The organism is Paenibacillus jiangxiensis (genome assembly GCF_046098255.1).
Lineage (GTDB): Bacteria > Bacillota > Bacilli > Paenibacillales > Paenibacillaceae > Paenibacillus > Paenibacillus jiagnxiensis.
Genome location: NZ_JBJURI010000001.1, coordinates 170,936 through 184,060, shown reverse-complemented (window position 1 = coordinate 184,060; position 13,125 = coordinate 170,936). Strand labels below are relative to the sequence as shown.

Genomic DNA, 13,125 nt, shown 5'->3' with positions numbered 1-13,125 from the left:
AGGCCGTATCATTTTTTAAAATAAATTTGGGGGAGGAGATTTTACATGAAGCTAAAAACATGGCTTGCAGCTCCGCTTGTCCTGCTGCTCGTAATCTTAACGGGATGTCAGGCGGTAGGAGGCTTTGATGTCAACCAGGGACTGCTCGGCACACTTAAAGTCAAACCGCAGGAGTCCAGCTCCACAGTGTCCTTTCATGTTGAGCCGGCTGGCAGCGCTTCGGCAGAAGACCGGGAAATCATTGATTTTATTAACTCTGTATCGATTTCAGTATATGAAGCAAAATTTCAATCGGAGGATGTTATATCCGCCAAGGGCGCTTTCCATTATCAGGATGTAAGCCTGCCGTTTGCCGTGTCCATGGATCGGTCGGGGCTGGCATTTGAGCTCGAAGGCTCCAAGAAGCCCTACTACATAGACTTGAACCAGGCGGAAGCACTTGAAGGGCTGCCTGAAGGGTTCGATCCGTATGCATACAGGGACAAGATCAATGATCTGGTACTGGAAGCAGCCGGGCTGTTTATCGAGCATTCGCCGAATCCGAAGGACATCTCGGTTGATAAGGTAACCGAGGAAGTGAACGGAGAGAAGGTTGAGCTGACGAAGCTGTCCGTGCAGCTGACAGGAGAAGAGCTGGTACAGCTGGTTAAGCCGATGCTTCAGAGCTTGGCCCAGGATGAAGAAGGACTGAAGCGGCTTATTGGACAGGGGCTGGATCTTGCAGCCGAGGTTGCAGCCGCTATTGGTGAAGAAGCAAGCATGGAGGAAGGTTTGTCCGAATTTGGCGCTAACAGGGAAGAAATTATAAATTCCTTGTACACAAATGTCAAAGACGCGCTGGACCAGGCCGTAAGCCAATATGATGCCGGCGTAAGCCTGATGTATACGCAGGCGCCGGAGATGCGAACCGTACTGGGACCGAATACCGTGCTGAAAACCGACATGTACTTTGATGGGAATAAAGATGTGCGCAAAGACCGTACGGAGCTGACCGTCGCTCTTCCTGCAATGGATGATCTGCCGATTACCTCTTTCACGCTCCGCTCCGAGAGCGAGGTGTGGAATGTGAACGGTGCCGTGACTGCCGATAAGGTAGACACCTCCGGCGGTGTCATTAATGTAGAAGAAGATGGATTGACACCGGGAGACACCCTGCGCAATTTTGACAGCAACTCGAAGATTTATGATATTTTGAAGAACGACCTGAAGGTGACGCATAAGGAAATTGTCATTAATCCGGAAGACACCTACTATGACCTGGTGACTAAAAAAGGTACGACCATGATTGCCTTGCGGGATATCGCCGGCGAGCTGGATGCCAAGCTGGACTGGGATGCGTCTGCAAAGCAAATCACAGTGACCGATGATATTACGGAAGCGAAGTTTGTGATTAAAAAAGGAATGAAGCAAATCGAGGTGGGTGATCGGACGATTGACCTGCCGCAGCCGGTATTTGCCGATGAAGACGGCACATTGTATGTTCCGCTTCGCCAGGCTGCCACCGCTCTTGGGGCGGAGGTTACTGTCCGGGACGGTGAGCTGGTCATCGAAAGAGATTAAATATTGGAATTAGGAAAAATAGCAGATCTTCCGCTGTGGCGGGTCTGCTATTTTTTTGTGCTCAAAAAGAACGCTTGTTCTTCTTCTGTGCTCCATTCCCGGCCCATTTGAGGTATAATCATCCGGTAGAACTTTTCAATCAAGGAGGGGACGGCCAAGTTGGCTATGTATCCGCCCTGGTCCTACTCTCAGTCAAGGGCCAATACGTTTGATGAATGCCTGCGTAAATATTATTTTCACTATTATGGTTCCCACAACGGCTGGAACCGGGAGTTGGCCACGGAGGAGCAGTCCGCGCTGTTCCGGCTGAAGCAGCTAAGCAATTTATATTTGCTGTTCGGTGATCTGGCCCACCGCATGTGCGAGTCGGCCGTTCGTGCGCTGGACGTGCGCCGTGAGCCGCCGAGACAGGAATTTTTGGACAAAGCCATGAGGGACATGCTGAACCGGGGCTACAAGGAATCTTTGGACCGTGAAGCCTGGCTCAGCCAGCCCAAGCAGCGGATGATGCTGTCTGAGATTTATTATGGAGAGGACACGCTGCATGACCGGATTTCCATCATTAACGACCGCCGCCAGGCCATTGTCCGCAACCTGTACACATCTGCAACATGGAAGGAGCTGAGCGCTGGAGGCTCTCAGATCGTCGAAGTCGAAAAATGGGATACGATGCTTCTCCATGAGACGAAGGTGTATATCAAAATGGACCTGCTGTACCGCCGGCACAATGGCGAGATGGTGATCGTGGACTGGAAGACGGGCAAGGAAGGAGATTTCTCAGATCAGCTGTACTTATATGCGGCCTATGTGCGGGAGAAATATAATATTCCGCTGGAGCAGCTTGAGCTGCGGGTGGAGTATCTGGTTACCAGTGAAAGTGAAGTTTATAAGCCGGAGCAGGAAGAAATCGCTAAAGTTGAAGAGAATGTGGGCCGATATATTGAAGAGATGAAATCCTGCCTGGATGATGAGTATTATAACAAGCCGAAGCCCATGTCCTTCTTTACCCCCATGCCGTCCCGGCGTGCTTGCGGCAGCTGCAATTTCAGAGAAGTGTGCGAGCACAGGCATGTTTAGGGAGAAAAGGCCTAAAGAACAGGTGACTTTATTCTTAAAATTTGGTATATCAATGATATTTATCACACTTATGGCTAGGATTTACTGGTAAATTAGACTTAAAAAGCGATATCAGAGGTGTAAGCCATGAAATTATCCTTGGGAACGAAACTGGTTGCAGGCTTTATAGCAATATCCGCCATTACATACGGGACGAGCTCATTTTTCATCTTTGTGCTGAAGGATTGGCTTGCTCCCCGGATGGCGGACTGGCTCTACGTATCGATTATTTTACTGCTCGGCGTGATATGGACGGGAATTCTCGGCTGGCTGACCTCCAAGTGGCTGACACGGCCCATTGTCCGCCTTGCCAAGGCTGCGGAGGAAGCCACAGACGGTAACTGGCATGTCGTGATTCCCGAGCGGCGCTCCGGGGATGAGATTACAGTTCTGTACGATGCATTTCGCAATATGCTGGCTCATATCGGAGGCATGCTTGACGAAATCGCCTACAGCACAAAGACGACCTCACATAATGCCGAAACCTTGAGCACGGCCATCGCTCATGCGACTACGCAAATTGAGTCCATGTCCACTGTGGTGGACGGCATTGTCTCCGGGGTGGAGGAGCAGCAGAAGGCTTCCGAGCTGTCCTTGCAGACAGCCGACCGGATGCTTGGGGACTTCCGGCTGATGCATTCGAAATCCAACCGGATGATGGAGCTTTCGGGCAATATGGAGGGCTCTGTCCGTTCGACCCAGTCGCTGTTCTCCTCGCTGATGGGCGGAATGGACGCCCTGTCGGGATCCCACCAGCGGTCTCATGAAGTGATCCTGAGGCTTGAACGGGAAGCAGAACGGATCGAGAACATTACGAATACGGTGAAGGAAATCGCCGAGCAGACCCATTTGCTCGCCTTGAATGCTTCCATTGAAGCCGCCAGAGCAGGGGAGGAAGGAAGTGGGTTCGCCGTAGTGGCCCAGCATATCCGGACGCTTGCGTCCCAAAGCTCCGCTTCTGTGGAAGAAATCAACCAGATGATCAGCCGCATTCAGGAGCAGATTACGGAAGCGGTCTCTCTCATGCAGCAGCAAAATGCGTTGGTGAGAGAAGAAGCGGACCGTACCCGTTCGGTGGAAGCGACACTGAATGAGCTTAACCGGATTATTGTTGAATTTGTTGACGGAGTGCGCATGCTGGAAAATTCCGTCTCCGAGCAGACCGGCCGTGTCGAGCAGACGTACAATTACATGAACCGGATTCAGGAGATGTCAGCTTCGTTCGCAGAGGGAGCGCAGCAAATCAATCGCGCAGCCCATGAGGAGACGGCTATTATGCAGGAAATATCGTCCGCGTCGGATGATTTAAGAATGCTTACCGGCAAGCTTATGCTGAAGACACAGACACTTCAGGGTTGAAGTGAAGAGCCGTATCGTGTACGGTACAGATAGCAGTACAAGTATGCGGGAGGCTTGGTAAGATTGATCAGCAATAATCAGGCAATCAACGGCTGGGAGGAGGTTTTGCCTCGCGGCACAAAATTGCGCGGCACCTATCAAATCAGGTCCGTTCTGTCCAGCAGCGCCTTATCCGTCGTTTATGCCGCCAGAGAAATCAACACCCGTGAGAAAGTGATCGTGAAAGAGCTGTTTCCGACGGTCCTGGCGGCACGGGGACAGGACAGAAGAGAGGTGATCTGTCCCCAGCGGACGCTGCGGCCCAAGTTCGAGGAATTTCGGGACGCCTTTTTGCAGGAAAGCGCTATTTTGCAGGAACTGATGCATCCCGGCATCGTCCGTTACATCGATCATTTCGAGGAGCGGGGAACGGTTTATCTTGTCATGGAGTACTGTGAGGGGACAACGCTTGCACAGCTATTGGACAAGCGGGAGGGGGATCTTCAACTGATGCACGATACGCTGCTGCCGTTGATGGATGCGCTGGATTATATCCACACGCAGGGCATTATCCACAGGGATATCAAACCCTCCAATATTATGATTGGCCCGCAGGGCGAAGTGAAGCTGCTTGACTTCGGGTCTGCTGTACGTTACGCGGAACAGGATCACCCGATCTTTACCACGTCGGGTTATTCTCCTTTGGAGTTTTATTCGAAAAAGTCGCGGCAGGGACCGGTATCGGATATTTACAGCGTGGCAGCTATCATGTACCGCTGCTGCACCGGTGCGCCTCCCCCTGACGTGAAACAAAGGCTGTTCGAAGACACGCTTGTGTCTGCTGCAGGGAAAGGCATATCTCCGCTGCTGGACCGCATCATCCGGCGCGGCCTGGCGCTGCACCCTCATAAACGTTGCAAATCGCTTGGCTGGTTCAAGCGTGCGCTGCGGGCGGAGTATTTGATGAAAAAAAGGAAGCTTCAGCGAATATCGGCACATTAGCCGTATTCGCAGGGCTTCCTTTTCTGTGCTCCCGCTTTTTTGTACCTGGCTCACCGCTCAGGAGGTGATTTTAACCGTCAGATGATCGGTATAAATATTGGTATTTGGCTTGATCGCCTTGTAGCGCAGCTCAATTTCGGTTACGCCGTCCTCAAAGGTGATATACAGCTTCTCGTTATAACCGAGCGCTGTTTTTTTGCCCGGAGGGACGGGCTGCTTGCCATGCTGCACCGCGCATCGGGTATCATGCTTGACCAAGAGTCTGCCCTGCTTGCCTGCGCTGAACACGATTCGTTCCGCTTCAGGAAGCGGCTCGTACACAGGAAGTGTATGAAACAGCTCTGCAAGGGTTACTCTTCGGCCTGAAAACGAAGTAAGAGGCCATGACTTGACAGGAATATCCTCCCCGCTGGCCGTGGCCAGAAAAAGGCCCTCCAGCCTTCCGCTGAACTGCGGCTTTGGCCGGAGCAGCAAATACAGAACCGCAGCGAGCACTCCAACTGCAGCTATTACAACAACCGCCCACAAGAGGACGGTATAGCCGGACCGCACGCTAATATGAAGCGTCGCGGTGGCGGTCGCCCCATCAGGATCGGTGGCGGTAAGCGTTAGATCAGCCTTCCCCGCCCTTGGTTCGGACAGGATCAGTGCTCCCTCGTCCGATATATGAGGCTCGCCAAGCGGGAAAGTCTTCTTTTTATCCGCCAGGGTGTAAACCAGCCGATCGTTGTTCGGGTCCTTGAAGTAGCTGCCCAGTTCAAGCTTGATCTCCCCGTCCTCAGGCACTGCCGATACATTCAGGTCCCCGACAGGGGCAGGCGCCCCGTTTATGGCATTTACTGGCTGTGCAGTGCTGTGACGGTAAAACTCCGGCCCATCCAGTTGAATCTGCCAGGTGTATTTGCCGGTCTCGGGAAATAGGTATTCCGTCCGGAACAGGCCGTCCGCATAAGTCATAGGGACACGTTCTGTTTTGCCCGAAGCGGCCGGTGTTATGACCAGCTCCGCTTTAAGCGGCCCGTACAAGGCAGTGTCTTTGATTTCCCCGCCATCCTTGCCTTCGAGATAGGCCTCGAACCGATTCTTTTGCCCCTTCAGCACCTCGGATGTTTTGCCGTTCCCTTCCTGCCCGCTTGGCCCTGCACCCTCCGCCCTGACTGGAGTCATAGAGGAGCGCATTTCAAAGTCGTAGCTGCCCAGCAGATTGATTTTGATCAAATCTCCGGGCTGGCCCCGCAGCTTCAGCTTGACCTCACCGGCTTCTGGCTGTCCGATTTTGAGGATGGTGTATTTGTCGGATTCATATCTGCGTATGTTTTGCGAGTTATAGTACAGCTGGGTCTCTCTGAGCTTGTGCTCGGACAGCAGGATGAGGCTGGCCTCTTCCATACTGGAATCCGGAATGGTTACAGTTACTTGCTGCAGAGCGCCGGTGGCGCTAATGGCCGCCGAAGGCACCAGCTTGGATCGGATCTGGGCGGCGAAAATTTGGTTGAATATTTCGGGCAGGTCATCCGCGCTGCTAGTAATATAGGAGCTTCCTCCTGTTTGGGCTGCGATCCGTTCCAGCTCTTCACGGTTTACAGTTCCGTCATGGTTAAGCCCGATCGTGTAGACGGGATATCCGTCCTTCTGAGCCGTCTTGATGACGGCTGACACATCCCTTGCGGAGTCTGCTTTGGTCCGTGCCCCGGAGGAGCTTCCGAAGTCGGTTTCCCCGTCAGACAGAAGAATCAGGAACGGCTTTCTTCCTTCCTGTGTCCCGTTGGACAGGAGCTTGGCGCCCTGCCGCAAGCCCATGCCAAGATCCGTGTATCCAGAAGGAGTGAGCCGCTGAATTTCCTGCCGGATTTGTGCTTTATGCGCGGTTACCGACACGGAGGTCAACGGCTGGGACGCTACTATTCTATGGTTGTAGGCGACAAATCCGACACGGGTCTGGGACGCCTCGCTCATATCCATGAACATATTGATCACTTCGGCAGCAGTGCCTTCAGGGTCGGATTCTGTCATGGAATAGCTCGTATCCACCACGAAAACGGCGTCATAGCCGGCCTCATTGCCCGCTGCGGACGCATATTCCGGAGCTCCTGAAAAAAAAGTTGCCGAAAATGCGAAAAACAGGAAAAAAGGCCTAAGTAAAATAGTCTTGGTATGTATCCTGCGTTTCATGGTTTACCTCCTTGATTTTAATGATTTGACCCATCCTGGCTGATAAAGAGTGCTTGTATTTCAAGGAAACTAGGAAATAAGGGATATATTCGACATATTCTTAAATGAGTCCTTATCCTCCAGAAATATCCTAAAATTCACTTAATAAATAACTATCGACAAGACGGAAGAGAAAATCAATAGTAAATAATAGAAATAGAACCAAGGAATCAAAATTATTCATATTGATGTTTCGTTTAGGCGCATTTGTATTCCTGTAAATAAGAATTTGTACCCAGTAATATGAAAGAGTTGCGAAAATACGAGTAAATTGACAAAAAATGAGGTGCTAAAGTATGATCCTCTCAGATATCGTCAGATTTTGGAATTGACTGCGATTGTTGCAGTTAACATGGTATTCGTACATACACCAGGAGGAAACGGATGAAGTGACGGGACGGGGGTCCCTAGCTTGCGGCCGATCCGATATAAATCAGAGGGAGGAGGAGGCAAACGGATAGGCTGGAAATCTGAAGTTTCGACAAACAACGGTCTATCCCTTGCCGACCGCAATGGAGATTATCAATCAAACCAACCGTACGATGCTTTTTGAAGAGATTAACCCCGAGAAGCTCGACTTGATTACTATCGTAGGGGATGTCAAAGGAATCGACAGCCTGAGCGATGAGAAGATCAAGGAAATCAATGAGCACCTGCTGGTGCGCAGCTTCGACGAGTTCCTCGACAAATTTTCGCCGACGGTCTACTCCTTTTTCAATGCTGCCAATCAGAAGGTGATGTACACGCTCAAGAAGCCTGAGGGCATCCCCGATGATATGATCTCCGAGATCATGGTGAACCAGCATAATGACTTTCTGAAAATGCTGTTTACCCTGATCGACACGAAGCGCAGCCAGGGCATCACAAATGTGGATTTCAAGTTCGAGAATCTGCTCGATATGATCTCCCCGAAAAAAGTGATGGATGATATCCGCCAGGTGCGGAAGGAGATTCACTACTTGTACGGGCAGTACGAGAAGCTGGACGACGGTGATCCGAAAAAGCTGGATATGGGCGACAAGCTTAACGGGATGTTCGAGGAAGCCAGCCAGAACTACAACAACGTTATGGCCATGCTTCCGCTTGCGATCGAGGATATCAAGACACGCCTTCTGCTGGGTGGAACCCAGGAGGAGAACGGCGGCGAAGCGGTTCAGATCGGGATGCTGACCATCGGCGAGAGCGGCGAACTCAAAATTATTGAGGCTCCGAAGAGCGACAGCCAGGAGCTGATGCTGCTGGACGAGAACAGCTCGAACGGTCTGACCGAGGTATTCGAGGAGGATTACAGCTCCATTACCGAGACTCCTTCCAACTACGTGAAGGATCTGGTGGTCCGCACGTTTGTGCCGCTGCCGGCGATACAGACGGAAGTGAACGTGGAGCAGGAAATCCAGAACTACAACACATACCTGGAATTTTACAAGAACGCCAAGGATGACTTTGTCAAAACCGTTAAGCCCCTGGTGGAGAAAATTCTCGGGGTGAAAATGTTTTTCGACCAATATGCCACCAAAAACAAAGGTATGCTGCCGACCATGCTGGTCGCCAACGCCAAGCTGGATATGCTCGTCAAGAGCAGCAATATTCCGCGCCTGGAGACCTTCCTGAACACGGTCAACTCGAAGAATGATTTCAGCGATACGATCTGGTTCGGCATCGTGCCTTCGATCGAGCTGGAGACGGCCGGCAAGGTAAAGGTGACACGCCAGCGCTTCCAAGGCAACGAGAAGGTCGTGAAGCAGGAAGGCTACTCCATGGAGTCGCTCTCCATGCTGCTGCAAGTGGTCAAGGATTACAAGATCCAGATGTTCTTCAACTTTGAGTCTGGCGAAGACACGACCTTCAACAGCATGGCCACGTCGGGCATCGACAAGTATATCGACAAATGCGCGCCGCTGGTGCGCAGGGAATACAGTGAGTTTGCCGTACCGTGTGTGCCGAACTTTACGATTATTCCGAAGGAGAAATCAGGTGTCATTATCGATAGCAAAATGCTGAAAACCGAGAACGGGGCAGCGCTGTCGAAGGAGAAGGAAGATATCCTGAAGCTCTGGATCGAAGGCGTATATGTCGGTGCCGCTTATGTTGCCGCCGGGCTTGTGGCTGCCTATCAATGTCCGGAATATCTGCGTGAAGCGTTCAAAACCGTCAACAAGGATTACCCGGGCGTCCGCTTCGATATCGAAGCAGGGGACAACGGCCTGCGCACAGTGACGACGATGGCCAAGGAAATTACAGGCTTTACGAACAAGATCAAGGATTCGATCAACCGTAAAAACTTCGGGTTCATATTCTCGTCGGAGAACGCCCAACTGCAGGATAAAGACATCCGCCGCATTACGGTGTACAAGGCGAGAAGCATGGCGCTGTCGGAGGACGGATTTGATTCCATCTATAAAACGCTGGTCAGCACTTATATCGAGCGCATTCTCCGCTATCAGACGGGGGATTTCAAACACGAAAATATCGTGCGCTTCTTCAGCAACAATCCGAGCAGCCAGAAGAGCAGATGGCTTGGCAGCCGCGGTTTCGTCAACTCGATCATTCACGACGGGGACGACATGAGCTATGTGATCGATGAGAAGAGCAATATGTGCCATATCGATCTGGTCTTTAACGGCAATGTCAAGAACCTTGAGGTCATGATCACGAAGGGCACCAGCCCGGTTAAAGCTTGATGGGATTTTTCAATAAGGTGTTAAAGGCGCTATCCTCAAGATTCGCCTTTATACATAAATTCCGGGGCAGCGCAAGCGCTCCGGAGGCCAACATATTTTATTTCAAGGAGGCAACACAAATGGGATTCAGATTGCTGGTAGAAGGACAAGAAACAATTGAACTCGGGTTGGACAACATCCAAAAGGTCGTTTATGACACGGATACTCCGGACGACTCCAACGCCCGTTCCACTGATGTCGGCTCCACGCTGCGCATCAGCGGCAAAATCATCACAGCTACCGACGGAGACAGCGCAGACGACACCATGAAGCTGGCGCTCTGGTCGCTCGTTCCTGCCGAGAAGGCGGACTGCTACCGGAAGCTTACTTTGGAAGTGATCGCGGCTGACCAAGTCGTGCGCAAAATCCACTTCCCGAACGCTTTTGTAGTCGACTATCACGAAAACTTCGGCGACACCGAAGGCGTAGGCACGTTTACCCTCTTCGTCAAACAGAAAAAGGATAAAACCGAGCTGGCGACGATCGAGGGCGGATACGCGGTATAATCCGGGTTCCGGTTTTCGCACCTTGCCTGTAAGGCGAGAAATTTTAAGAGGCATCCATATGCCTCTTAAAATTTATTTTCAGCCCACGAAATGCAAGCGGAAAGGAAGAGAAGAGGCAATGGCCGATTACTACGAACTGCTCGATGTCAGCCGGGACGCTTCGGCGGCGGAAATCAAACAGGCTTACCGCAAGCTCGCCAAAAAGCATCATCCTGATACCAATCAGGGAAGTGAGGAAGCCGTGCAAAGGTTCAAGCAGATTCATGAGGCTTATGAAACTTTGAGCAGCGAAGCCTCGCGGCAGGCATACGATGACAGGCTCAGACAGAAAGAAAGCTCTGGCGGCCGAACTGAGGAGAGAGGGAACCCGCGCAGTGCCGGCAGGGCCCAGGGAACGGCAAAGACTGGAGTCTATACACCGCCGGATGCGGCGAACATGGCGGCGGAGTTTGAGAAATTTTTCGGCTTTAACCCGAAAACGAAACAAGGAACGCCCGGAAAGAGCGGCAAAAAGCAGGAAGGCCCTCTGGATGCGGACGATATGTTCGGCAGATTTTTCGGCTTCCGTAAATAAACGGATAAACAAGCGGCAAAGGGGAGATTGGTTTGACAAAACCGGTCAAAGGCATCTGGCTTCCTATCGTGGATATCGCCATCTGGACGATCATCATCGTTACCGTCCTGTATGTGATGGCACAGCCGGGAGCTACGTATTTGAAGGCCGCAACGGCGTCAGGAGTGGCGGTCTGTGCCCTGATCTATCTAGTTATAGCAGGCCGCGGTCCTGCTCCTGCAGCATGGCTGAAAATACGCAAGCGCACCAGGAGCGACGTAAAATCGAAGGAGATTGCAAAGCTGGTCCAGCTCGACGATGACGGCGAGCCGGTGAAGGAGTGGTACATCAGGGGCGAAACCTCGCTGCTGATCGGGAAAAGCAATGCCCGGCAGGAGGCTGAGATCGATCTCTCGGACAGCGAATACGCATCACTTATCAGTGCCGAGCACGCGGTCTTGAACCGGGTGGGCGGCGATTGGTTTGTGGAGGATATCGATTCGACGAGCGGAACGGGTCTGCGTCCTGCAAGAAAAAGCTTGGTCGAGCGCCTGCAGAGCGGCGAGTTGTACAAGCTCGGTCCGGGGGATCTGCTGTACATTGCCAATACCAGACTGCTGGTGAAATAACAATCTGATTTCAAGAAGACGGGGGAAGGAAATAGACGATGAGTTTGACAAGATGCCCGAACGGCCACATGTTCAGTACACGCAAGCATGGCTACACATGCCCATACTGCAATTCGGCGGTGCATTCCGAGGCTCCGGCCGGACGTCAAAACGTACAGCAGCAGGGAGAAGACGACAAAACAATGCCTTACCTGGGGGAAACGACAGGAATCCATCCGGTCACCGGCTGGCTCGTTTGTATTGAAGGGGCGCAGGTTGGCCAGGATTACCGCATCATGGCGGAAAAGAATTTTATCGGCCGGGCGGAGGAGATGCAGATCCGCATTATCGGAGACAACTCAGTATCCCGCAGAAACCATGCCGTTATTGTGTATGACCCAAAGAAGCGCAACTTTTTCCTGCTTCCCGGCGATGCATCCGGCCTAGCGTATCACAACGATGAAGCTGTGTATTCGCCGGTCGAGCTGAACGCCTATGACATGATCCAGCTCGGACGAAGCAAGTTTATTTTTATCCCGCTGTGCGGGCCGCATTTTGAATGGGATAACAACAACTAGTCGATTCAGGCTGGCTTTGAGGTGAAAAGAGTGCCGGAAGAAAGTGGAGTTCAGCTTTATTATGTTGTAAGCGCGGCAGCCTGTCTGGTTGCGCTTTTGTTTGTCATCCGCTTCAGGCTGGCGAAACCGGCAGACGTTCAGCAGCCAGGTCCGGCGTCTGATGCCGTTCGCATCGGCAACGGTCAGACGATCGGGACCCGCGAAGAGCAGGATGACTATTTCGCCAGTATGACGGCTTCAGCCGGAACACTGGCTGTTGTCGCCGATGGCATCAGCGGTCTGCGCAACGGACGGATGTCCAGCACGCTGGCGGTGAAGATGTTCACACAGGAGTTTTCCAAGGTTGGACAGGAGGACGACATGGAGGACTACCTGGCCAGGGCTGCAGTAAAGAGCAACCGTGACATTTTGCAGAATCTGAACGGACAGGGCGGGGGAACGACGCTCGCCGCGGTCGTGATTGCCGATGGAAAGATGCATTATGGGGCCGTTGGCGATAGCCTGATTACGATTTTTCGCAATGGAGAATTTATACCGGTCAATTCCAAGCACACCGCAGAGAGGCTGCTGGAGGAGAAGGTGCTGGCAGGCGTAATGACAAGGCAGGAGGCCGTGTCCAGTCCCGTCCGCAATCAACTGACCAATTACCTGGGCTATGAAGGCTTCGAGCAGATGGAGATCGGAGACGATCCCTACCCTCTCCGGGCAGGTGATCTGGTGCTGCTGTGCAGCGATGGTGTTCACGAGACGTTGACGGAGATTGAGATGGAGAACATTTTGCGCAAGCATGACCATCCCCAGGATATGGCCGATGACATCATTGCGCAAATCGAGGCCAAAGGGCTGCGCAGTCAGGATAACGCGACGGTGGTCATTTTGCAGAAAATGCACACGTAATCAAGGAGGCGCAGGCCTCCAGGCGTAAAAAGGAAA

11 protein-coding genes are annotated in these 13,125 nt (G+C 52.2%); 10 read left to right on the top strand and 1 reads right to left on the bottom strand.

Features of this window, described 5'->3' with window-relative positions; translation table 11 throughout:
* Positions 1-45: 45 nt before the first annotated feature.
* The 4 genes from ACI1P2_RS00880 to ACI1P2_RS00865 all read left to right on the top strand — a co-directional run bounded on the left by ACI1P2_RS00880 (position 46) and on the right by ACI1P2_RS00865 (position 5,016).
* Positions 46-1,560, top strand: coding sequence for a copper amine oxidase N-terminal domain-containing protein (locus ACI1P2_RS00880; protein ID WP_355315968.1), 1,515 nt, complete (start codon positions 46-48; stop codon positions 1,558-1,560).
* 159 nt (positions 1,561-1,719) lie between these two features.
* The gene (locus ACI1P2_RS00875; RefSeq protein WP_355315967.1) at positions 1,720-2,637 is read left to right on the top strand and encodes a RecB family exonuclease; all 918 of its coding nucleotides are present in this window, start codon (positions 1,720-1,722) and stop codon (positions 2,635-2,637) included.
* A gap of 126 nt (positions 2,638-2,763) precedes the next feature.
* Complete coding sequence (locus tag ACI1P2_RS00870) at positions 2,764-4,035, top strand: methyl-accepting chemotaxis protein (RefSeq protein WP_355315965.1); 1,272 nt, start codon at positions 2,764-2,766, stop codon at positions 4,033-4,035.
* A 63-nt stretch (positions 4,036-4,098) separates the two neighbouring features.
* The gene (locus ACI1P2_RS00865; RefSeq protein ID WP_355315963.1) at positions 4,099-5,016 is read left to right on the top strand and encodes a serine/threonine protein kinase; all 918 of its coding nucleotides are present in this window, start codon (positions 4,099-4,101) and stop codon (positions 5,014-5,016) included.
* Between the two features lie 57 nt (positions 5,017-5,073).
* Here the strand turns inward: ACI1P2_RS00865 and ACI1P2_RS00860 are convergent, their stop codons facing one another.
* A complete protein-coding gene (locus ACI1P2_RS00860) occupies positions 5,074-7,188 on the bottom strand; it encodes a vWA domain-containing protein (protein ID WP_355315961.1) in 2,115 nt (704 codons plus the stop codon).
* Positions 7,189-7,739: 551 nt separating this feature from the next.
* Between ACI1P2_RS00860 and ACI1P2_RS00855 the strand changes: the two genes are divergently transcribed.
* The 6 genes from ACI1P2_RS00855 to ACI1P2_RS00830 all read left to right on the top strand — a co-directional run bounded on the left by ACI1P2_RS00855 (position 7,740) and on the right by ACI1P2_RS00830 (position 13,089).
* On the top strand, positions 7,740-9,908 hold the full coding sequence (locus ACI1P2_RS00855) for a transcriptional regulator (RefSeq protein ID WP_355316290.1): 2,169 nt from the start codon (positions 7,740-7,742) through the stop codon (positions 9,906-9,908).
* A gap of 119 nt (positions 9,909-10,027) precedes the next feature.
* Positions 10,028-10,453 carry a membrane-associated protease 1 gene (locus ACI1P2_RS00850; protein ID WP_355315959.1) on the top strand — a complete coding sequence of 142 codons (426 nt, stop codon included), beginning with the start codon at positions 10,028-10,030 and terminating at the stop codon, positions 10,451-10,453.
* 118 nt (positions 10,454-10,571) lie between these two features.
* Positions 10,572-11,027 (top strand): DnaJ domain-containing protein, encoded by a 456-nt coding sequence (locus ACI1P2_RS00845; RefSeq protein WP_355316288.1) that lies wholly within the window; start codon positions 10,572-10,574, stop codon positions 11,025-11,027.
* 32 nt (positions 11,028-11,059) lie between these two features.
* Positions 11,060-11,635 carry an FHA domain-containing protein gene (locus ACI1P2_RS00840; protein WP_355315957.1) on the top strand — a complete coding sequence of 192 codons (576 nt, stop codon included), beginning with the start codon at positions 11,060-11,062 and terminating at the stop codon, positions 11,633-11,635.
* A gap of 38 nt (positions 11,636-11,673) precedes the next feature.
* The gene (locus ACI1P2_RS00835) at positions 11,674-12,192 is read left to right on the top strand and encodes an FHA domain-containing protein (protein ID WP_355315955.1); all 519 of its coding nucleotides are present in this window, start codon (positions 11,674-11,676) and stop codon (positions 12,190-12,192) included.
* Between the two features lie 30 nt (positions 12,193-12,222).
* Positions 12,223-13,089, top strand: coding sequence for a PP2C family protein-serine/threonine phosphatase (locus tag ACI1P2_RS00830; RefSeq protein WP_408976107.1), 867 nt, complete (start codon positions 12,223-12,225; stop codon positions 13,087-13,089).
* Positions 13,090-13,125: the final 36 nt, after the last annotated feature.